We start from the raw sequence: 22,158 nt of genomic DNA, 5'->3' as shown, positions 1-22,158 counted from the left end.
TATTATTTTGCTTCTGAGAATTTTACTTTGTAATCTTTATATAGACCTGTTCCAACAGGAATTGTTCTTCCTATTACAACATTTTCTTTTAAATCTTCAAGCATATCCATTTTTGCACTAATTGCTGCTTCTGTTAATACTTTTGTAGTTTCTTGGAAAGATGCTGCAGAGATAATACTATCACTTGTAACAGCTGCTCTTGTAATACCTAAAAGTACAGGTTCTGCAATTGCAGGTTGTCCACCCATTCTTACAATTTTTTCATTTTCAATTTTAAATTTCTTTTTAGAAATCATATCACCAACTATAAACTTAGTATCTCCTCCATCAAGAATGGACACTTGTCTTAACATTTGAGATGTAATTACCTCAATATGTTTATCAGCAATATTTACCCCTTGAGATCTATAAACTTGTTGAACTTCTGAAACAATAAAGTAATGAAGTGCTTTTTCACCTAAAATTCTTAATACATCATGAGGAGAAACTTGTCCATCTGTTAATGCTTCACCAGCATGTACAAACTCACCTTCATGAACTAGTATATGTTTACCTTTTTCTACTAAATACTCTGTAGTATTTCCATTTTCATCAGTAATCACTAATTTTTGTTTATTTCTTAATGGTTTACCAAATGTCACAATTCCATCAAATGAAGCTAAAATTGCAATATTTTTTGGTCTTCTTGCTTCAAATAATTCAGAAACTCTAGGAAGACCTCCAGTAATATCTTTAGATTTTTGAGTAGCTTTTGGAGTTTTAGCAATAATATCCGCTATTTCTACTCTTTTTCCTTCAGCTATATTCAATGATGCCTTAGGATCTAATACATATTTCATTATTTCATTATCATCTGTTGCAACAATAACTGTTGGTTTATATCCACTAGGAATATATTCATTTACAACTAGTTTAGAAGTTCCTGTTAACTCATCAAATTGCTCAGATACAGTAACTCCTGGAATAATATCTTCAAAGCTAATAACACCTGGTTTTTCAGCTATTGTTGGATTTGCATATGGATCCCACTCTGCAATTACAGTTTGTTCTGAAACAGTAGGAGATGATATAATAGTATCTTTTTCAACTTCACTATTATCATTTAAAGCAATTGAAGACCCTCTTGAAATATAGTGTCTAATAGCTTCTCTATCATCAGTATCAGCAACAACAGCAAAAAGTCCTTTTTCTACAACTTTATCACCAGCTTTAATGTCATGTCTTCTTTCTAAATAATCTCCAGTTAATTTATAGTATTTAACTATTCCTTTTGCACCAGCAATTACTTTAGAAGTTATAGGAGCTCCATCTGCAACTTTTAATTCAGAAGCATAAGGAATTCTATTTGGAACATTCCATCCATCTTTAATAATTTCAACTATAGAATCATTGTGTTCAACTTCATGACCATCTTTATATGGTAGATAAAGTTTACCTTCAATTTTTCCAGAAATTCCAGCAAGTTCGTTTACTTTAGCAACATCACTTTTTCTTAAGTAATATTTTTTAGTATCTTTACCATTTGTAATTGTTAATTCTATTTCTTCATGAATTGTTTCAACTGAAACTTTTCCTTTAAATGGCGCATTAATTTTTGGCTCAACCAATAAAACACCCGCATTTCTTCTATTTGCAACAATAGATCTTCCATCTGCTGTGTCATATTTTTTGATATTGTAATATCTAATGAACCCTTCTTTATCAGCTTTTAACTCTTTTTCTGTTTGAGTTGCACTTGCAGTTCCCCCAACGTGGAATGTTCTAAGTGTAAGCTGTGTTCCTGGTTCTCCAATAGATTGAGCAGCAACAACTCCAACTGCCTCACCTGGTTTTGCTTTTCTTTGCTCACCTAAGTTTAATCCATAACATTGAGAACATAATCCATTTTCAACTTTACAAGTTAGTGGAGTTCTAATAATTACTGATTTAACTTCAGCTTCAATAACTGTTCTTGCATATTCCTCAGTTATTAATGTACCCTCAGCAAATAATATTTCATTTGAAACCGGATCAATAATATCTTCAGCAATAACTCTTCCAGTGATTCTCTCTTCTAAAGACTCAATTAACTCATTTCCTGATGTAATATCAGTAATTTCAATACCTTCATGAGTACCACAATCTTCAGCTGTAATTCTAACATTTTGAGAAACATCAATTAGTTTTCTTGTTAAATATCCAGCATTTGCTGTTTTTAAAGCTGTATCAGCAAGTCCCTTTCTAGCTCCGTGAGTAGAAATAAAGTACTCAAGAACATTTAATCCTTCTTTAAAGTTAGAGATAATTGGTGTTTCAATAATAGTTCCATCAGGTTTAGCCATAAGACCCCTCATACCTGATAACTGTCTAATTTGAGTTGCACTACCTCTTGCTCCAGAATCTGCCATCATATAAATAGAGTTAAATCCATTTTTATCAGCTTTAACTAGTTCCATCATTTGAGAACCTAATTTGTTATTAGTTTCTGTCCAAATATCGATAGTTTTGTTATATCTTTCTTGTTCTGTTAAAAGACCTTGGAAAAATTGTTTTTGAACTTCAATAACATCTTTTTTAGATTTAGTAATGTGTTCAACTTTACTTTCAGGAACTCTAATATCATCAATTGATATTGAAATACCTGCTTTTGTTGCATACTTAAATCCTAGATTTTTTAAATTATCTAAGAATCTTGGAGTTACTTCATATCCAGCTTCTTTGTAGATATAATCTACTAAAGCTCCAATATCTTTTTTCTTTAAAATTTTATTCCATAAACTCATAGGAACAAATGGTGGTAAAATTTCATGAATAATTAGTCTTCCAACAGTAGTTTGAACAATTTTATCATCAATTTTAGTTCTAATTTTTGCATGTAAATCAATTTGATCCATTTCTAGAGCAATTTTAACTTCGTTAACATCAGTGAATAATTTGTGTTCACCTTTTACACCTTCTTTAACTAATGATAGGTAGTAAATACCTAAAATCATATCTTGAGAAGGAACTGCAATAGCTCTACCAGATGCTGGTAAAAGAATATTCATTGAACTCATCATTAAAACTTTAGCTTCAGCAACCGCTTCTTGAGAAAGTGGAACGTGAACAGCCATTTGATCCCCATCAAAGTCGGCATTAAAGGCAGCACAAACTAGTGGATGTAATCTAATAGCTTTTCCGTCAATTAAAACTGGGTGGAAAGCTTGAATTGATAACTTGTGAAGAGTTGGAGCTCTGTTTAATAAAATTGGATATTCATCAACAATCTCATTTAAACATTCCCAAACTTCATTAGTTTCAGATTCAATCAATCTTTTTGCAGCTTTTAATGTAGTTGCATAACCTTTTTCTTCAAGTTTAGCCATTAAATGTGGTTTAAATAATTCTAAAGCCATTTTCTTCGGAATACCACATTGGTCCATATTTAAATTTGGACCAACAACAATTACAGATCTTCCAGAAAAGTCAACCCTTTTTCCAAGTAAGTTTTGTCTAAATCTTCCTTGTTTACCTTTAATGATTTCACTTAAAGATTTTAATGGTCTTTTATTTGCACCTTTTACAGCATTTGCTGTTTTACCATTATCAAATAAAGCATCAACCGCTTCTTGAAGCATTCTTTTTTCATTTCTAATAATAATTTCTGGAGCATCAAGTTCTGTTAATCTTTTTAATCTGTTATTTCTATTAATAACTCTTCTATAAAGATCATTTACGTCAGAAACGGCGAATTTTCCACCATCAAGTGAAACTAGAGGTCTTAAATCTGGTGGTAAAACTGGAAGTTGAGTTAACATCATCCATTCAGGTCTATTTCCACTATTTATAAAGTTTTCAACAATTTTTAATCTTTTAATAATTGTTTTTCTTTTTGCCTCAGATTTTGTTGATTGCATTTCATCTTTTAATAGAGTTAACAGTTGAAATAAATCTAATTTTTCTAATAAATCTTTTACAACTTCTCCACCCATTTTTGCTTCAAAACCAGTGTGTTCAAATAAATCTGCAACCGTTCTGTATTGTTCTTCATTTAAGATGTCATATTTTTCAATTTTTTTAGTTCTTTCACCATCATAATAAGCTTCACCTGCCTCATTTACAATGTATGCTTCATAATATAAAACTCTTTCAAGATCTTTTAATTTAACACCTAAAAGTGTTCCTATTCTTGAAGGAAGAGAAGAAACCATCCAAATATGTGCAACAGGAGATACTAATTCAATATGCCCCATTCTATGTCTTCTAACTTTTGATGAAGTTACTTCAACTCCACATTTTTCACAAACAACACCCTTATATCTCATCTTTTTATACTTACCACAAAGACACTCATAATCTTTTACTGGTCCAAAGATTTTTGCACAAAATAAACCATCTCTTTCTGGTTTTAATGTTCTATAATTAATTGTTTCAGGTTTTTTTACTTCACCACAAGACCAAGCAAGAATCTTCTCAGGACTTGCTAGTCTTAATTGAAACGCTGAAAAATCTTGTGGTCTTTCTAACTCTTTAATTTCTATTGGTGCTAGTACTTTTTCATTATTACTCATCGTTTTCTACCTCTTGAAAAATCTCTACATCTAAAGCTAAAGCTTTTAATTCTTTTGTTAAAACAAAGAATGTTTCTGGCACACCAGAATTTGGAACATTTTCTCCATTTGCAATAGCCCTATAAGCTCTTGTTCTTCCCTCAACATCATCAGATTTTGTTGTAAGCATCTCTTTTAGTACATTTGTTGCACCATAAGCTTCTAATGCCCAAACCTCCATCTCTCCGAATCTTTGTCCACCGAATAGAGCTTTACCTCCAACAGGTTGTTGAGTTACAAGTGAATATGGTCCTGTACTTCTTGCATGAACTTTTTCATCAACTAAGTGGTGAAGTTTTAGCATATACATATAACCAACATTTACTCTTTCTTTCATTCTTTCACCTGTTTTTCCATCATATAAAACAGATTTACCATCGCTATCCATTTTTGCTAACTCAAATAATTTTATAAATTCATCGGCTTTAACACCATCAAAGATTTGTGTAGCAAATTTAACACCTTTTGCCCAATCTTTAGCATATTTGATTAGCTCTTCATCATCAAGTTTTGTTATAAATTCTTTAGCGTTCATTAATTTTGCAACACTAGCTATTTCAATCATTTTAGCTCTTAGCTCAGATATAAACTCTGCTCTTTTTGCTTTAAATATATGTTGAATTTGTTTTCCAAGTCTTCTTCCAGCAAGTCCTAAGTGAACTTCTAAAATTTGACCAATATTCATCCTAGAAGGTACCCCTAGTGGATTTAAAATTACATCTACACTTGTTCCATCTTCTAAGTATGGCATATCAACTTTTGGAACGATATTAGAAACAATACCTTTATTTCCATGTCTTCCTGCCATTTTATCCCCAACTTTAATTTTTCTCTTAGTTGCAATATAAACTTTCACTTGACTAATAACACCACTTGGTAAAATATCATCATGCTCTAAGATTTGAAGTTTTTCTTCATGCTCTTCTCTTAAAGTTGCTTTTTGTTTAATAAAGTACTCTTTAGTATCATTGTATATCTTTTCAATCTCTTTAGAATAAGAAGATACAACTTTTTTCATAGCAAATCTATTAACACTGTTTAAAACATCTGCACTTAAAGTTTCACCTTTTTTATAAACTACATCTTCTAACTCTAAATCTTTAGATAATGGCGTTTTTAACAATAAGTCATTAATTCTTAAAGCTTCTTCTCTATCTAACATCAATAATTTATCATGATGTTTTTGATTTAATTCAGCTTTTTCAGCATCAATCTCTGCTATAGCTCTTTCACATTTTTCATAACCTTTTTTAGTGAACACTTTAACATCAACAACAGTTCCTTCCATTGATGTTGGACAAACTAAAGATTTATTAATAACATGTCCTGCTTTTTCACCAAAAATTGCTCTTAAAAGTCTTTCTTCTGGAGTTGGTTTAATTTCACCTTTTGGTGTTACTTTTCCTACAAGAATCATTCCTGGAGTTACATAAGTTCCAATTTTTACAATTCCTGAACTATCAAGATGAGTTATATTCTCTTCTTTAACACCTGGTAAATCTCTAGTAATTTCTTCATTACCATGTTTTAATTCTCTACAATCAATTTCTTTTTCATAAATATGAACTGATGTAAATGCATCTTTTTCAATAAGTCTTTCACTTAAAATAATAGCATCCTCATAGTTGTATCCATTCCATGGCATAAATGCAACCATAGCATTAATTCCAACTGCAAGTTCACCTTTATCCATAGAAGGACCATCTGCAATAACTTGACCTTTTTCTACAACATCACCAGCTCTAACAACCGTTCTTTGCTCAAAATCTGTATTATTATTTGTTCTTACATTTTTGTGAACTTCATAATGGTCGATAAATGCACCATTTTCATCTTCACCACTTATGTAAATATTTTTAGAATCTGCTTTTTCTACAACCCCTGCTCTTTTAGCTTTAATTGCTTCCCAAGAATCTCTAGCAACAATTTTTTCTAAACCTGTACCAACTATTGGAGCAGTTGGCTTAATTAATGGAACAGCTTGTCTCATCATATTTGAACCCATAAGTGCTCTATTAGCATCGTTGTGTTCTAGGAATGGAATAAGTGAAGCTGCAACCCCCATAACCATTTGAGAAGAAATATCTATTAAATTAACGCTACTTCTTTCCATTAAAAGAATTTCACCATCTTTTCTAACTTCAATAAGAGGCTCAACTATTTTTCCATTTTCATCAACTTTTGTACTTCCAGGGGCAATTACAAGACCTTCCTCTTGAGTAGCTGTGTAATATGTAATTTCATTTGTAACAATTCCATCAACAACTTTTTTATATGGGGCTTCAATGAATCCTAAATCATTAACTTTAGAAAAAGTTGATAATGTATTAATAAGACCAATATTTTGACCCTCTGGAGTTTCAACTGGACAAATTCTTCCATAATGAGTAGGATGAACGTCCCTTACTTCAAATCCTGCTCTCTCTTTTACAAGACCACCTTCTCCAAGTGCAGAAAGTCTTCTTTTATGAGTAACTTCAGATAGAGGATTTGTTTGATCCATAAATTGTGACAACTGTCCTGAGGTAAAAAATTCAGTAATTGTTGAAGTAATCATTTTAGAATTAACTAAATCATGTGGCATAATATCTTCTAATGTACCAGATAATGTAGTCATTTTATCTCTAATAGCTTTTTGCATTTTGATTAAACCAGCATGTAATTCATTTGCTAATAATTCACCAATTGCTCTAATTCTTCTGTTACCTAAGTGATCTCTATCATCAATATGACCATTTCCAGCTTTAACTTTTACTAAGTATTGAACAGTCTTAATAATATCTTCATAAGTTAAAGTTGTAACATATTCAGGAACATTTACACCTAGCTTATGATTCATTTTCATTCTTCCAACTTTTGTTAAGTCATATCTTTCTGGATCAAAAAATAATTTTTTTATGAAATCTTTAGCAGCTTCTTTAGTTACGGGCTCACCTGGTCTCATAACTTTATAAATTCTAATAGCAGCTAAATCATTTTCATCATCTATTTGCTCAGTTTGTTTTAAAAGTTTTAAAGATTCTGCGTCTGCTTTAAATGCATTAATAATAGAATCATCTACATTTGGTGATAAATCATTTGCGATATCAAAAGATTCAAATCCTAAATCTAAAAGTTTTTTTAACTTTAATTCATCAAGATTAGTTAATGCGTCAAATAAAACTTCTCCTGATTCTGGATCATAAATTGTATTTGCAGTGCTTCTATCCATTAATAATTCAAGCGGATATTCAATTAATTTTAATCCACCTTCAATTAATGCTTTAGCTTTTCTTGCTGTTAATCTTTTTCCAGCACCAATTACAAGATTACCTTTATCATCTTTAATATCATATTCTATTCTACCCATAAAATCATCTGGGTTGAATTCTGTTAAAAATTTATTATTTTTAATTTTAACATTTACTATAGGGTAGAACATTTTTATGATATCTTCTTTTGAATAACCTAGAGCTCTAAATAAAATAGTAATAGGAACTTTTCTTCTTTTGTTAATTCTTACATATAACACGTCTTTAGCATCATATTCAAAATATAACCAAGAACCTCTATCAGGAATTATTTGTCCTGTATATAATAATTTACTTTCAGTAGTGTTTGATTCATCTTCTTTAAAAATAACACCTGGACTTCTATGTAATTGATTTACAACTACTCTTTCAACACCATTTACAATAAATGATGTTCTTTCAGTCATTAATGGAATTTCTCTAATGAATAAAGATTGTTCTTTTATATCTTTAACACCAACTTTTTCTCCAGTTTTTTCATCCAGATCCCATAGAGTTAATCTAATATTGATTTTTAGAGGAATTGAATAAGTTAATCCTCTAACCATAGATTCCCTTACATCATATTTAGGTTTTCCAACTTCACTACCTAAGTAATCTAAAGTTAGCCTATTTTGAACATCATGAATAGGAAATATTGTTTTAAATACTTTTTCTATACCAGCAGTTGATCTATCTTTTTGATCAATCATTAAAAAAGTATCATACGAAGTTTGTTGTAATTGTAATAAGTTAGGAATTTCGATTTTTTGCGGGTTCTTTGCAAAATCTACTCTGAGTCTATTACCAGATTTTAAAGAGTTTAACATTTGACACCTTGTTATAAAATTTGGTTGAGTTTACTTTATATATTATAAAGCACAAAAGCATCCATAAAGGATAAGGTTAAAATTCTTGATAAAACTTTAACCTTAGCCTTCAAAGATGCCAAATATATAGGAGTAAAACTCCTACATACCAGTTAAATAAAATAAAATTATTTAACTTCTACTTTTGCTCCAGCTGCTTCTAATTGAGCTTTAATTGCTTCAGCATCAGCTTTAGAGATTCCTTCTTTAATTGTAGAAGGTGTTTGTTCAGCAGCATCTTTAGCCTCTTTTAATCCAAGACCTGTAATTGCTCTGATTTCTTTAATTACATTGATTTTTTTATCTCCAGAATCAACAATAATTACATCGAATTCTGTTTTTTCTTCAGCAGCTTCAACTGCTACAGCAGCACCAGCAACAGCTACAGGTTGTGCAGATACTCCAAATTTTTCTTCAAATTCTTTTACTAATTCTGATAATTCTAATACAGATAAACCAGAGATAAATTCTAAAACGTCTTCTTTAGAAATTGCCATAATTTTTCCTTTATAAATTTTTATTTAATATTTGTTAGCTTATATAATTAAGCAGCCGTTTCTTCTTTTTTTCTTCTAAGAGCATCAAGACCAATAGTAAAGTTTCTAACTGGTCCCATCCATACAGATGCAAGCATTCCAAGAAGTTCTTCTCTTGATGGTAATTTAGCAAACGCATTAACTCTAGCAACATCTGCAATTTGACCTTCAATAATTCCTGACTTAATAGAGAATTTATCTTTTGTAGTAGTTGCAAATTTATCAGCTACTTTACATGCTGAAATTTGATCTTCTGACCATAAATAGATATTCGTACCACTTAAATCAATATCTCCTAAATCTGCAGCTTTAACAGCTTTAGTAACTAAAGTATTTTTTACAACTTGAACTTTAGTATTATTTGCTTTTGCATCTATTCTTAATGTCTCTAACTCTTTATGAGTAAGACCTTTGTAGTCACAAACAACAACCGCTAAAGAGTTTTTAAACTCAGCAGCTAGAAAGTTAATAATTTCTGATTTTTCTTGTCTAGTCATTATATTTTCCTCCTTTCAAAACATCATCCTAGGCGGGACTTACAAAAGAACGAGGAGTTCTTTTACCAGCTGTCTTCAGTTTTATTTCAGTGCTTTGAAACACTCAAAAATATTGAAATAATCAACACTTTTGAATGTTAGAAGATAAGGAGAATCCTTATCTAATTTCTAATAATTCCATATTGTCTAAAATAACTGATGGACTCATTGTTAAGCTAAGAGCTGCATTAGTAATATATCTTCCTTTTGCAGTTGAAGGTTTAGCTTTATTGATAGCTCCAATAAATGCTTCAGCATTTTCTTTAATTGCTTGTGCAGAGAAAGAAACTTTACCTATTGCTGCTTGCATATTACCTTTTTTATCAACTCTATAAGTTACTTGACCACCTTTAGCGTCATTAACAGCTTTAGTAACATCCATTGTAACTGTTCCTGTTTTAGGATTAGGCATTAAACCTTTTGGTCCTAAAATTCTTCCAACTTTTCCTACAATTCCCATACAATCAGGAGTTGCAATTAAAACATCAAAATTAATTTTTCCAGCTTGAATATCTTCAGCTAAGTCATCATTTCCAACAATATCAGCACCTGCTGCTTTAGCTTCATCCATTTTTACACCTTTTGCAAAAACAGCAACTCTAACAGTTTTTCCTGTACCATTTGGAAGAACAACAGCTCCTCTAATCATTTGATCAGCATGTCTTGGATCTACATTTAAGTTTAATGCAATTTCTACACTTTCATCAAATTTAGCAGATTTTAATTCTTTAACTTTATCACATGCTTCTATTAAAGAGTATTTTCTCTCTTCAACTTTTGCTTGTAACGCTTTATATCTTTTTGAAACTTTTGCCATACTTTATCTCCGCAATTTTATTTTATTTTGCTACCACTTAAATTTAAAGGTAAGTGGTCATACCTTTCAAACAAAATTATAATTCTGTTTCTATACCTATTGATCTAGCACTTCCTGCAACAATTTTTGCAGCAACTTCTCTATCCGTAGTATTTAAATCTTTGATTTTCATATCAACGATTTCCATAATCTGATCTTTTGATAATTTTCCAACTTTTTGTTTAAGTGGATTATTACTTCCTTTTTTAACTCCAGAAATTTTTTTAATTAATTCTGTCATTGGCGGTTGTTTTACTTCAAAAGTAAAGCTTTTATCTGTATAAATTGTAAGTACAACTGGTAATCTATACCCAGCTTTATCTTTTGTTTTTTCATTAAACGCTTTACAGAATTCCATAATATTAACACCTCTTTGCCCTAATGCTGGACCTACTGGTGGTGATGGATTTGCTGCTCCTGCTGGTATTTGCAGTTTTAAATATCCTTGAACTTTCTTAGCCATGCTATTCCTTTAAAAATTAAATGATTTTAATGATTAGACATTAGGCAAAAAAACTAAATTGAAGCAAGTTTCTTTGCCTAATGCCTAAATTAAAATTTAAACTATTCTCTCAACTTGAGTATATGATATTTCAACTGGTGTGTTTCTTCCAAAAATAGAAACATTCAATTTCAATACACCAGAAACTAAATCAAAGTCTTCAACTATCCCATTAAAGTTTGCAAATGGTCCCTCATTGATTCTTACCATTTCTCCTTCATCAAAAGATATTTTTGGCTTTGCAGCTGCTTTGTTTCTTGCTTTTTCTAAAATTAAATTAATATCTTTTTCACTTAATGCTGTTGGTTTTTTAGATTCACCAATAAATCTTCCAACTTTTGGCATTGATTGAATCCTATGCCATAAAGCGGTATCCAAATCTATTTTAGCAAAAGCATAAGCTGGATATAAAGGTCTTTCAATTATTACTTTCTTACCTTTTTTTATTTCAATCAAATCTTCAGTTGGTACTAAAACTTCAGCAATTCTTTCGTCAGCCATTTCTTCAGCAAGCTTCAACAATGCTCTTTTCACAGTAAGTTCACTTCCTGAATAAGTTTGAATTGCATACCATTTATGTGCCATTTATTTTCCTTAATTAATAATTGATGATAAGCTAATTGACATAATTCCATCAATTAAAGCTAAAAATAGAGCAATAACTGTAACAACAATAAATACTGAAATGTAAGCAGTTCTAATTTGCTCTTTTATTGGAAAAATCACTTTTGATAATTCTGATTTCACACTATTAAAATAATTTTGTACTTTGCTCACAGTTTACTCCATTTATCTACATTCAGTAGTTTATAAATTCTTTTAAAAAAAGAGAAAACTTCTTTTAAAAAAATTTAGTGGCAGGCCAGGAGGGACTCGAACCCCCATCACTCGGATTTGGAATCCGATGCTCTACCATTGGAGCTACTGACCTATCGACTTGAGAATAAATCTCAAGTCAAATTGTTAAGATTTTAGTTTTACTTCTTTGTGAGTAGTATGTTTTTTCAATCTCGGACAATATTTTCTAACTTCAAACTTTTCAGTATGAGTTTTTGGATTTTTCCAAGTAGTGTAGTTAATATCTCCACTCTCTTGACATTTTAATCCTATTTTGATTCTTACTGCATTAGCCATAACAATCCTTATTTAATAATTTCTGAAACAACTCCAGCACCAACAGTTCTTCCACCTTCTCTAATTGCGAACTTAGTTCCTTTTTCAAGAGCGATTGGAGCAACTAATTGAACAGTCATTTCAACGTTATCACCTGGCATAACCATCTCAGTACCTTCAGTTAATGTACAAGATCCAGTAACGTCAGTTGTTCTAACATAGAATTGTGGTCTATATCCACTAAAGAATGGAGTATGTCTTCCACCTTCTTCTTTTGAAAGAATATAAACTTCACATTTAAATTCAGTGTGAGGTTTAATTGTTCCTGGCTTACAAAGAACTTGTCCTCTTTCTACATCTTCTTTTTTGATACCTCTTAAAAGAATACCACAGTTGTCTCCAGCTTGTCCTTGATCCATTTCTTTTCTGAACATTTCAACACCAGTAACTGTTGTTTTTCTTGTGTCACCAAATCCAACGATTTCGATTTCTTCACCAACTTTAATTGTTCCTAATTCAATTCTTCCAGTAACAACTGTTCCTCTTCCTGAGATTGAGAATACATCTTCAACAGGCATTAAGAATGGTTTATCAGTATCTCTTTCTGGAGTTGGGATGTAAGAATCAACCGCATCCATTAATGCAACGATTTTTTCTGCCCATGGTCCAACTTGACCAGCTTTAGCTTCTTCTAACGCTCTAAATGCTGAACCAGCAACGATTGGAGTATCATCACCTGGGAAATCATATGTAGACAATAATTCTCTAATTTCCATTTCAACTAATTCTAACATTTCATCTTTATCAGATGGATCTAATTGATCTTCTTTATTTAAGAATACAACGATATATGGAACACCAACTTGTTTAGAAAGTAGAATATGCTCTCTAGTTTGAGCCATAGGTCCATCAGTAGAAGCAATAACTAATATAGCTCCATCCATTTGAGCAGCACCAGTAATCATGTTTTTAACATAATCAGCGTGTCCTGGACAGTCTACGTGTGCATAGTGTCTTTTATCAGTTTCATACTCAATGTGAGAAGTAGCAATAGTAATACCTCTTTCTCTTTCTTCTGGAGCATTATCGATTTGATCGTAATCTCTCATTTCTCCACCATATTTTAAAGCTAATACAGCTGAAATTGCAGCAGTTGTAGTAGTTTTACCGTGGTCAACGTGACCAATTGTACCGATATTTACGTGTGGCTTATTTCTTGAAAACTTTTCTTTTGCCATAGGAATTCCCCTTCTAAATTTATTTTGCTTATTTTGCCCTCTGAGTAGATAAGCCTACTTTGGCTTCTCTATTCAGAGGGGATTTGTTATTCACAAATGTGATGCGTATTATATTACTTAAATACTAAAAATTAAATTAATTGGGAGATATAAATAAAAAAGAGTTATAAAAATATTTGCGTTATAACTCAGCTCCCAGTAATCAATAAATATGGAGCGGGAGACGAGACTCGAACTCGCGACAGTCTGCTTGGAAGGCAGAAGCTCTAGCCAACTGAGCTACTCCCGCAACATTGCGTGGTGGTGAGAGAAGGATTTGAACCTTCGAAGCCGTAGGCGGCGGATTTACAGTCCGCAGGATTTGACCACTCTCCAACCTCACCGTTGAAAATTATTGTTCTGGTCAAGCGCTGTTTTTTAAACTTACGCAAGACAAAATGGAGCTGGTGAAGGGAGTCGAACCCCCGACCTGCTGATTACAAATCAGCTGCTCTAGCCAACTGAGCTACACCAGCACCAATATTACAAAATGGTGGTTCGAGACAGAATCGAACTGTCGACACAAGGATTTTCAATCCTTTGCTCTACCGACTGAGCTATCGAACCACTACAAATTGGAGTGCAATTATACAGATGTTAATATTAATATTAACTTAAAATTTGTACAAATTTTTTAAATTCATCCCCTCTATGAGCATACGACTTAAACTGATCCAAAGAAGCGGCTGCAGGAGACAAAATTCCTATACTATTTTCTTTTAAATTTTTATCCATTTCTTTTACTGCATTTTCTAAGTATTTGCATTCTATAACTTTAATATTATATGAATTACAATAATCTACAATTCTCTTAACATTTGAACCTATTGCATATACTACTACATCAAGATTTTTTATATTTTCAAAAAGTGGTTCTAAGCTTGCACCTTTATCATCTCCACCTAATATAATATGAATATTTTTATCTAAATATGGAACAAGTGCATTTATTGTTGCATCATAATTTGTTGCTTTACTATCATCAATCCAAAGTCTATTTTTTTTATCTCTAAATTCTTCTACTTTGTGTTTGTCTATTTTGTATGAATTAATTAAATCATAATCAATATTATCAAAAATTATTTTTCTAGTTACAACTGCCATAATAGCATCTAATAAAAAGGGCTCATTAAATTTAATTTTATTTTTGTCTATATTAAAATATTTACATAAATCATCACTATTATTATAATATACTACATGAGCTCTAGTTTTAAAATCTTTAAATTCAAATGGAATTATCGCAATATCATTTTCATTCATTAAAGTAAGCGGCTTTAGCTTTGCTTTTTTATATTCTAAAAAATCACCATGCCAAGTTATATGATCTTCAGTAATTGGTAATAAAATATAAATATTTGGTTTAGCTTGATTTGTATAATGTAAAGTAAATGATGAAGTTTCAAGAATCCATATTTTTTTATTTTTATCAAGTCCACTTAATGGAACACCAATATTTCCACCATAGCATGAATCATACTTTTCTAATAAATGCTGACACATTTGAGTAGTTGTAGTTTTTCCATTTGTACCAGATATCCAAATAGAAAAAGGCATTTCATCATAAAATAAATCATAATCACTAGCAATATTTTTAGAATTTGTTACTAACTTATTATGAGGAGGTATTCCCGGACTTACAATAGTTAAATCATTGGAATCTTTATCAAAGATATCAAAATCACTATCATCAAAAAGTCTAGCATCTTCAAATCTTTTTTTTAAAGCTTGTGCTGTTTTTCCTTTACCTAAAATTCTTAAATTTTCTATATTTTTCATAATTTATCTCAACTTTAAACTTGATAAGGCAATAAGATTTGCCATAAATGATATTATCCAAAAACGAACAATAATTTTATTTTCTTTCCATCCTTTTTGTTCAAAATGATGATGAATTGGTGCCATAAGAAAAACTCTTTTCTGTCTTAATTTATATGATCCAACTTGAAGCATAACTGAAACAGTTTCCAAAACAAATATAAATCCAACTGCTAGAAGAAGTAATTCAGATTTTGAAACGATTGCTAAATATCCCATGAATGCACCTAAAGGTAAAGAACCACTATCTCCCATAAATACCTCAGCAGGATAAGCATTAAACCACAAAAATCCTATCAATGCTCCACATATAGCTGCTCCCATAACAGCTAATTCACCAGCCATACTAATGCTTGGCATTAATAAATAGTTTGAAAAACCTATGTGTCCTACAACATAAACTAAAATAGATAAAGTTGTAAATGCTAGAATTGATGGAACTGTAGCAAGACCATCTAAACCATCTGTAAGATTAACTGCATTTGATGAACCAACAACTACAAACATCCAAAAAACTATTGCAAAAACTCCCATTTCAAAAATAGGATACTTATAAAAAGGTGTATATAAATCACTTGTATGCCCTAAATAATAAAGAATAGATACAACGATTCCTGCACTTAAAAACTGTAGAAATAATTTCATTCTAGCACTAAGACCTGCACTATTCTTTTCTTTTGATATTTTTTTATAATCATCCTGAATACCAATTAATGAAAATAAAGCAAGAGTCAATAATCCTCCAACAATATAAAAATTATTCAATTTAGCTGTTAAAACAGTAGCAATTATTGTTGAAAATATAAAAACTATTCCTCCCATTGTAGGAGTTCCTGCCTTAACCTTATGTGCTTCTGGAGCTAACTCATAAATTGGTTGAGAAGCTTTCTTAGCTTTTGCCCATTTTATAAATTTTGGCATTAAATACATAGTAAATATAAAAGCTAAAAAGAAGCTAATTCCTGCACGAACTGAAATATATTGAAAGATGTTGATTTCTAAATGTCTATAGAGCCAATAAAACAAAATTAAACCTTGATTTTGATATAATAATCGCGATTATAATATAATAAAGATTTTAAAAGGTTTAAATATAATGAGTAATAAAACGGTATTAATTATCACTGATGGTATTGGACATAATAGTTCAAATAATTTTAATGCTTTTTGTAATGCAAAAAAGCCTACTTATGATTATCTTTTTTCTAATGTTCCGTACAGTTTAATTCACACATATGGAGAACATGTTGGCTTACCAGAAAATCAAATGGGAAATAGTGAAGTTGGACATATGACTATTGGGAGTGGAAGAGTTTTATATCAAGATTTAGTAAAAATACATTTATCTATTAAAAATGATACATTAAAAGATAATGAAATTGTAAAAAACACTATCAAAAAATCAAATGATATTCATTTAATTGGTCTTGTAAGTGATGGAGGTGTTCATTCTCATATAGATCATATAATCGCTATGGCAAAAATTTCAGAAAATTTTGGTAAAAATGTTTGGCTTCATTTAATAACTGATGGTAGAGATGTAGCTCCTGATTGTGCGAAAATTTACATTAAACGAATTGTTGATAGTTGTAATGATAAAATTAGAATCGCAACAATTGGCGGAAGATATTATGGAATGGATAGAGACAATAGATGGGATAGAGTTGAAAAAGCTTATAACTCAATGGCTTATGCTACTCCAAGAATAGAAAATGATATTTTTGATTTTATCGACTCTTCATATAAAAATGGAATTTTTGATGAATTTATAGTTCCTAGTGCTTTTAAAGATTTCAATGGAATAAATGATAACGATGGAATTATATTTTGTAATTTTAGAAGTGATAGAGCAAGAGAACTTTCAAATGTCTTTGCAAAAAAAGATTTTAAAGAATTCAATAAAAAAGAATTAAATTTAAATCTAGCTAGTATGACACAATATGATAAAAATATAGAAATTCCTGTAATTTTTCCAAAGGATAATCCAACAAATACTTTAGCCGAAGTTATTTCAAAAGCTGGATTAACACAACTTCATACAGCTGAAACTGAAAAATATGCTCACGTTACTTTTTTCTTTAATGGTGGAGTAGAAGAACCTTTTTTAAATGAAACTAGAGTTTTAATACCATCTCCTAGTGTTGCTACATATGATTTACAACCTGAAATGTCAGCTCCAAAAGTTGGAGAAGCAGTAAGAACTGCAATGAAGAATAATACAGATTTTATAGTTGTAAATTTTGCAAATGGTGATATGGTTGGACACACAGGAGTTTATGAAGCTGCAATAAAAGCTGTTGAAGCAGTTGATCATGAGCTAGGTCTAATTTTAGAAGAAGCAAATAAATTAAACTACAACATAATTTTAACTTCAGATCATGGAAATTGTGAAATGATGAAAGATGAAGATGGAAATACTCTGACTAATCATACTGTTGGAGATGTTTACTGTTTTATTATTGCACAAAATGTTAAGAAGGTAAAAGAAGGAAGCTTAAATAATATTGCTCCTACTGTTTTAAAATTAATGGGATTAGAAATTCCTATTGAAATGGATGAACCACTAATTTGATAGAAATAAAAAAGTTGAAAATTAGTTCTAATAGTAAAAACTTGGTAGATATTACTTTTACTATAAATAATTCATTAGCACTAATTGGTGAAAGTGGAAGTGGGAAGTCCCTTACTTTAAAAGCGATTCTAAACCTTTTACCAAACTCTTTATTTTTTGAAAAAGATATAAAAAGTGATTTTGAATTAAATTTTGATACTATTGGATTCATTCCTCAAAATCCCTTTACTTCTTTATCAAGCATGACTAAAATAAAAAATCAAATATTTTGTAGTCATGAAAAAAAAGAAGAAACATTTTCTCTGCTAAATCTTCCTTTAGACATCTTAGAAAAATATCCCTCTCAAATTAGTGGTGGTCAAATTCAAAGAGTAGTTATTGCAATAGCTATAAGTAGAAATATAAAACTTCTTTTATTAGATGAACCTACAACCGCACTTGACTTTGAAAATAAAATTAATATTATAAATATAATAAGAGATTTACAAAAAAATCTTAATATTAAAATTCTTTTTGTAACGCATGATATTGAATCAATTAGAGATATATGTGAAGATACAGCTATTATAAAAAATGGTAAAATTATTGAATTTGGGAAAACAATAGATGTTTTAACTAATCCAGAAGATACTTATACAAAAAAACTATTAGATTCTAGCTTTAGAAACAAAAAATTTAGGACTTAAAATATGATGAAATTCTTTATAAAACTTTTTTTTGCACTATCAATTATAATTGGTCTTGCTGCAACTGTTTATTTATACGATTTATATCAAGAAATTAAAAATGATATAGATAGTGTTGTAAACTATCAGCCAAAGCAAAGTACACAATTTTTTGATAGAAATGGAAAACTTCTTGCCAACACATTTAAAGATGAAAATAGAGAATATGTTAAATATGATGATATTCCAGCTAGAATTATAGAAGCTTTAGTTGCAATTGAAGATACTCAATTTTTTGAACATTTTGGAATAAATCCTGATGCAATAAGTAGAGCATTAATTAAAAATATAAAATCAGGTGGATATAGTGAAGGGGCAAGTACTCTAACCCAACAATTAATCAAAGTATTAGTTTTAAGTAGAGAAAAAAAGTTAATGAGAAAAGTAAAAGAAGCTCTTTTAGCTATAAGACTTGAAACTATTCTTACAAAAGAAGAAATTTTAGAGAGATATTTAAATCATGTATATTTCGGACATGGTTATTATGGAATCAAAACAGCTGCAAAAGGTTATTTTAAAAAAGATTTATATGAACTTAGCTTAAAAGAGATAGCTATTTTAGTTGGTCTTCCAAGGGCTCCTAGCTTCTATGATCCAACAAAAAATTTAGAAGTTTCTCTAGCTAGAGCAAACCAAGTTATAACTAGGCTTGATACTTTAGGATGGATTAGTAAAGAGCAATACGAGAAATATATAAATGAAAAACCTATTATTTTCAATCAAACATTAACACAAAATGTTGCACCTTATGCAGTTGATTATGCAATAAATCAATTATCAAATGATTTTCCTGAAATATTATCAGGAGGATATAAAGTATATTTGACAATTGATTTAGAAGCTCAAGAAATTGCTAATGAAGCAATAAGAAAATCTTATGAGGATTCTAAAAAAAGAGATTTCGACATAAGACAGAACTCTAAAAACCCAACAAATGATGCATATACAAAAGAATTAAATGCCGCAATGATCTCAATTGAAAATAACACAGGTAAAATTTTAGCTCTTGTTGGTGGGGTTGATTACCAAATTTCTGTATTTAATAGAGCTTTTCAATCTGTTAGACAAGCGGGAAGTGCAATAAAACCTTTCTTATATCAAATTGCATTGGATGAAGGATATAATCCTGCAAGTCAGTTATTCGATATAGGAAGAACTTACACTTATACTGAAAATGGTGTACAAAAAAAATGGCAACCAAAAAATTCTGGTGGAAATTTTCAAGGAATAGTTAGCTTTAGAGACTCTTTAACTCACTCTAGAAATCTTTCAACTCTAAATTTAGTTACTGATTTAGGAATAGGTAAAGTTGCTAGTGAATTAAAAAGATATGGATTTAAAAATGTAAATCAAGATTTATCACTAGCCTTAGGGTCTATGAATTTATCTTTAATTGAATTTTCTCAAGCTTACACAGTTTTATCAAATAATGGTACTATGGTTAAACCTTATATTGTCGAGCAAATCGTAGATAAAGATGGAAATACAACAACATTTGAAACAGAAAAAGTTGAAATTACAACTCCTGAACAAACTTATTTGACTACATCTATTTTACAAGATGTAATTACAAAAGGAACTGGTAAAAGAGCAGCTGTTACAGGAATAGAATTAGCAGGTAAAACTGGAACAACAAATGATAATATCGATGCATGGTTTTGTGGATATTCTCCATCAATTCAAACTATTGTTTGGTTTGGGAATGATGATAACACACCTATGAGAAGAGCTGAAATGGGTGGAACAATAGCTGCTCCTGCTTTTTCATATTTTTATAAAAAATACCTTGAAATACATCCTGAAATTCCAAGAAAATTTACCAAACCAGAGAATGTATACATTGGAGAAATAAGTGGAAAATCTGAATTTTATACAGATAAATCTCCTTTACCTGACATTGATTCACAAATAATAATTGAGCAATCAAACACTGATCCAAATATTATGGAATTTTAAAATACTAATAAACTTGAGTGGGATTTTGTTCCTGCTTTAGAAGCTAAAAATATATAAAAAGAATAACTTTACTTTTTTGAGTTTTGGGTATTAGGCTTTTAATAAAAGCCTAATACCCAAATATTAGCAAGAATACATAGTTTTAAATTCAAATGGTGTAGGTCTTGCTTCGTAAGGCCAAACTTGTGTTGAAAATTTATAATGTTGATATGTATCTATCATTTTTTTAGTAAACACTGGTTTTAAAAATTCATTATCTCTAATTAATGCTTCTAAAGATCCTCTTAAAGTATGAGGCATTTGAGGAATATCTCTTTCTCTAATCTCATCTAAAGTAAGTTCATATAAATCATCATCCATAGGACCTATTGGTTCATATTGATTTTTAATTCCATCAAGCCCTGCCATAAGCATAGCTGAAAATGCTAAATATGGACAAGCTGTAGAATCAGGGAATCTCATCTCAACTCTTGTTGATTTCTCACCTGCTCCATAAGGAATTCTACAAGATGCACTTCTATTTTGAGAAGAGTAAGTTAGAATTGAAGGTGCTTCAAATCCAGGAATCAATCTTTTATAAGAATTTGTCGATGGATTTGTAAATGCAGCAAGTGCTCTAGCATGTTTAAAAATTCCACCAATATACCATCTTGCAACATCACTTAAATTACCATATTCACCTTGTTTATAGAAAAGATTTTTACCATTTTTCCAAATAGATTGATGAACATGCATTCCACTTCCATTATCACCATAAAGTGGTTTAGGCATAAATGTTGCACTCTTACCATTTAAATGTGCTACCATTTTTATAACATATTTTAACTTTTGAACATTATCACTAGCTTCAATTAAATCACCAAAAACAATACCAATTTCATGCTGTCCTTGTGCAACTTCATGATGACCAAGTACTACTTCAAGTCCAACTTGTTCTAGTACATGCATCATTTCAGCTCTTATATCAACACCATTGTCAATTGGAGCTACTGGGAAATATCCACCTTTAAGTCTAGCTCTATGCCCAATATTTCCACCTTCATAGTTTTTTGCATCATTCCATTCACCATCTTCGCAATCAACTCTAAAATAAGATTCATTTACACTGTCTATTATTTTTACATCATCAAAAATAAAAAATTCATTTTCTGGTCCAAAATAAGCAACATCACCAATATTTGCTTCTGCTAAATGTTCTACTGCTTTTTTTGCAATAGATCTTGGACATTTTTCATACATTTTATTTTCATAAATATCGTAAACGTCACAAATAACAATAATTGTACTATCAGCTGTAAATGGGTCTAAAAAAGCAGTAGGAACATCTGGTTTTAATATCATATCTGATTTATGAATTGGTTGCCAAGCATCAATTGATGATCCATCAAAAGGCATACCATTAGCTAGTAAATCACTATTTATTGCTTTAAAATTATATGTTACATGGTGCCATGTACCCTTTAAATCTGTAAATCTAAAATCTACAAATTTTACTTCATTCTCTTTACAAAAACTAAAGAATTCTTCTATACTATTTACAAATTTTCCCATTTTATAACTC

At 30.4% G+C, this 22,158-nt stretch carries 16 protein-coding genes and 5 tRNA genes; 3 read left to right on the top strand and 18 right to left on the bottom strand.

Going from position 1 to position 22,158, the window contains the following annotated elements; translation table 11 throughout:
• Positions 1-2 precede the first annotated feature (2 nt).
• The 17 genes from rpoC to mraY all read right to left on the bottom strand — a co-directional run bounded on the left by rpoC (position 3) and on the right by mraY (position 16,370).
• A complete protein-coding gene (gene rpoC, locus ACBT_RS02835) occupies positions 3-4,529 on the bottom strand; it encodes a DNA-directed RNA polymerase subunit beta' (protein ID WP_024775583.1) in 4,527 nt (1,508 codons plus the stop codon).
• Entirely contained in the window at positions 4,522-8,667 is a 4,146-nt protein-coding gene (gene rpoB, locus ACBT_RS02830) for a DNA-directed RNA polymerase subunit beta (protein ID WP_024775584.1), read from the bottom strand. The genes rpoC and rpoB overlap by 8 nt, the downstream gene beginning before the upstream one ends.
• 167 nt (positions 8,668-8,834) lie before the next feature.
• Positions 8,835-9,203, bottom strand: coding sequence for a 50S ribosomal protein L7/L12 (gene rplL / locus ACBT_RS02825; protein ID WP_024775585.1), 369 nt, complete (start codon positions 9,201-9,203; stop codon positions 8,835-8,837).
• Positions 9,204-9,250: 47 nt separating this feature from the next.
• Positions 9,251-9,739, bottom strand: a complete 489-nt coding sequence (rplJ, locus tag ACBT_RS02820) for a 50S ribosomal protein L10 (protein WP_024775586.1) — start codon at positions 9,737-9,739, stop codon at positions 9,251-9,253.
• A 157-nt stretch (positions 9,740-9,896) separates the two neighbouring features.
• Positions 9,897-10,595 carry a 50S ribosomal protein L1 gene (rplA, locus tag ACBT_RS02815; protein WP_024775587.1) on the bottom strand — a complete coding sequence of 233 codons (699 nt, stop codon included), beginning with the start codon at positions 10,593-10,595 and terminating at the stop codon, positions 9,897-9,899.
• Between the two features lie 76 nt (positions 10,596-10,671).
• A complete protein-coding gene (gene rplK / locus ACBT_RS02810; RefSeq protein ID WP_024775588.1) occupies positions 10,672-11,097 on the bottom strand; it encodes a 50S ribosomal protein L11 in 426 nt (141 codons plus the stop codon).
• Positions 11,098-11,193: 96 nt separating this feature from the next.
• Positions 11,194-11,721, bottom strand: a complete 528-nt coding sequence (nusG, locus tag ACBT_RS02805) for a transcription termination/antitermination protein NusG (RefSeq protein ID WP_024775589.1) — start codon at positions 11,719-11,721, stop codon at positions 11,194-11,196.
• Positions 11,722-11,730: 9 nt separating this feature from the next.
• Positions 11,731-11,913 (bottom strand): preprotein translocase subunit SecE, encoded by a 183-nt coding sequence (gene secE, locus ACBT_RS02800; RefSeq protein ID WP_024775590.1) that lies wholly within the window; start codon positions 11,911-11,913, stop codon positions 11,731-11,733.
• Positions 11,914-11,991: 78 nt separating this feature from the next.
• Positions 11,992-12,067, bottom strand: a tRNA-Trp gene (locus ACBT_RS02795).
• Between the two features lie 32 nt (positions 12,068-12,099).
• The gene (rpmG, locus tag ACBT_RS02790; protein ID WP_024775591.1) at positions 12,100-12,270 is read right to left on the bottom strand and encodes a 50S ribosomal protein L33; all 171 of its coding nucleotides are present in this window, start codon (positions 12,268-12,270) and stop codon (positions 12,100-12,102) included.
• 8 nt (positions 12,271-12,278) lie between these two features.
• Positions 12,279-13,487 carry an elongation factor Tu gene (gene tuf, locus ACBT_RS02785; RefSeq protein WP_024775592.1) on the bottom strand — a complete coding sequence of 403 codons (1,209 nt, stop codon included), beginning with the start codon at positions 13,485-13,487 and terminating at the stop codon, positions 12,279-12,281.
• Between the two features lie 212 nt (positions 13,488-13,699).
• A tRNA-Gly gene (locus ACBT_RS02780) sits at positions 13,700-13,776 on the bottom strand.
• A 9-nt stretch (positions 13,777-13,785) separates the two neighbouring features.
• Positions 13,786-13,870: transfer RNA gene (locus tag ACBT_RS02775), tRNA-Tyr, on the bottom strand.
• Between the two features lie 55 nt (positions 13,871-13,925).
• Positions 13,926-14,002: transfer RNA gene (locus ACBT_RS02770), tRNA-Thr, on the bottom strand.
• Positions 14,003-14,017: 15 nt separating this feature from the next.
• Positions 14,018-14,093 (bottom strand) — tRNA-Phe (locus ACBT_RS02765).
• A gap of 42 nt (positions 14,094-14,135) precedes the next feature.
• Positions 14,136-15,305 carry a UDP-N-acetylmuramoyl-L-alanine--D-glutamate ligase gene (gene murD / locus ACBT_RS02760; RefSeq protein WP_034218699.1) on the bottom strand — a complete coding sequence of 390 codons (1,170 nt, stop codon included), beginning with the start codon at positions 15,303-15,305 and terminating at the stop codon, positions 14,136-14,138.
• Positions 15,306-15,308: 3 nt separating this feature from the next.
• Positions 15,309-16,370 (bottom strand): phospho-N-acetylmuramoyl-pentapeptide-transferase, encoded by a 1,062-nt coding sequence (gene mraY / locus ACBT_RS02755; RefSeq protein WP_024775594.1) that lies wholly within the window; start codon positions 16,368-16,370, stop codon positions 15,309-15,311.
• A gap of 70 nt (positions 16,371-16,440) precedes the next feature.
• Between mraY and gpmI the strand changes: the two genes are divergently transcribed.
• From gpmI to ACBT_RS02740, 3 genes are read left to right on the top strand one after another with little or no spacing between them, the layout of a single operon-like run.
• The gene (gpmI, locus tag ACBT_RS02750) at positions 16,441-17,916 is read left to right on the top strand and encodes a 2,3-bisphosphoglycerate-independent phosphoglycerate mutase (protein ID WP_024775595.1); all 1,476 of its coding nucleotides are present in this window, start codon (positions 16,441-16,443) and stop codon (positions 17,914-17,916) included.
• Complete coding sequence (locus ACBT_RS02745; protein WP_024775596.1) at positions 17,913-18,602, top strand: ATP-binding cassette domain-containing protein; 690 nt, start codon at positions 17,913-17,915, stop codon at positions 18,600-18,602. Before gpmI ends, ACBT_RS02745 begins: the two co-directional genes overlap by 4 nt.
• Positions 18,603-18,608: 6 nt before the next feature.
• A complete protein-coding gene (locus tag ACBT_RS02740; RefSeq protein ID WP_024775597.1) occupies positions 18,609-20,597 on the top strand; it encodes a transglycosylase domain-containing protein in 1,989 nt (662 codons plus the stop codon).
• Between the two features lie 123 nt (positions 20,598-20,720).
• Here ACBT_RS02740 and glnA read toward each other — a convergent pair whose 3' ends face one another.
• On the bottom strand, positions 20,721-22,148 hold the full coding sequence (gene glnA, locus ACBT_RS02735) for a type I glutamate--ammonia ligase (RefSeq protein ID WP_024775598.1): 1,428 nt from the start codon (positions 22,146-22,148) through the stop codon (positions 20,721-20,723).
• Between the last annotated feature and the right edge of the window lie 10 nt (positions 22,149-22,158).

It is taken from the genome of Aliarcobacter cibarius, from assembly GCF_013372265.1.
Classification (GTDB): Bacteria; Campylobacterota; Campylobacteria; order Campylobacterales; family Arcobacteraceae; genus Aliarcobacter; species Aliarcobacter cibarius.
Note: the sequence above shows the minus strand (reverse complement) of the source record. Positions and strands in the feature narration are given on the sequence as shown.

Excerpts from the sequence above, each read along its gene's own strand:
- rplJ (WP_024775586.1), bottom strand. The coding sequence starts at position 9,739 with ATGACTAGACAAGAAAAATCAGAAATTATTAACTTTCTAGCTGCTGAG.
- gpmI (WP_024775595.1), top strand. The coding sequence starts at position 16,441 with ATGAGTAATAAAACGGTATTAATTATCACTGATGGTATTGGACATAAT.
- glnA (WP_024775598.1), bottom strand. The coding sequence starts at position 22,148 with ATGGGAAAATTTGTAAATAGTATAGAAGAATTCTTTAGTTTTTGTAAA.
- tuf (WP_024775592.1), bottom strand. The coding sequence starts at position 13,487 with ATGGCAAAAGAAAAGTTTTCAAGAAATAAGCCACACGTAAATATCGGT.
- rpoB (WP_024775584.1), bottom strand. The coding sequence starts at position 8,667 with ATGTTAAACTCTTTAAAATCTGGTAATAGACTCAGAGTAGATTTTGCA.
- rplL (WP_024775585.1), bottom strand. The coding sequence starts at position 9,203 with ATGGCAATTTCTAAAGAAGACGTTTTAGAATTTATCTCTGGTTTATCT.
- rplA (WP_024775587.1), bottom strand. The coding sequence starts at position 10,595 with ATGGCAAAAGTTTCAAAAAGATATAAAGCGTTACAAGCAAAAGTTGAA.
- rplK (WP_024775588.1), bottom strand. The coding sequence starts at position 11,097 with ATGGCTAAGAAAGTTCAAGGATATTTAAAACTGCAAATACCAGCAGGA.
- ACBT_RS02740 (WP_024775597.1), top strand. The coding sequence starts at position 18,609 with ATGAAATTCTTTATAAAACTTTTTTTTGCACTATCAATTATAATTGGT.
- nusG (WP_024775589.1), bottom strand. The coding sequence starts at position 11,721 with ATGGCACATAAATGGTATGCAATTCAAACTTATTCAGGAAGTGAACTT.
- murD (WP_034218699.1), bottom strand. The coding sequence starts at position 15,305 with ATGAAAAATATAGAAAATTTAAGAATTTTAGGTAAAGGAAAAACAGCA.
- rpmG (WP_024775591.1), bottom strand. The coding sequence starts at position 12,270 with ATGGCTAATGCAGTAAGAATCAAAATAGGATTAAAATGTCAAGAGAGT.
- rpoC (WP_024775583.1), bottom strand. The coding sequence starts at position 4,529 with ATGAGTAATAATGAAAAAGTACTAGCACCAATAGAAATTAAAGAGTTA.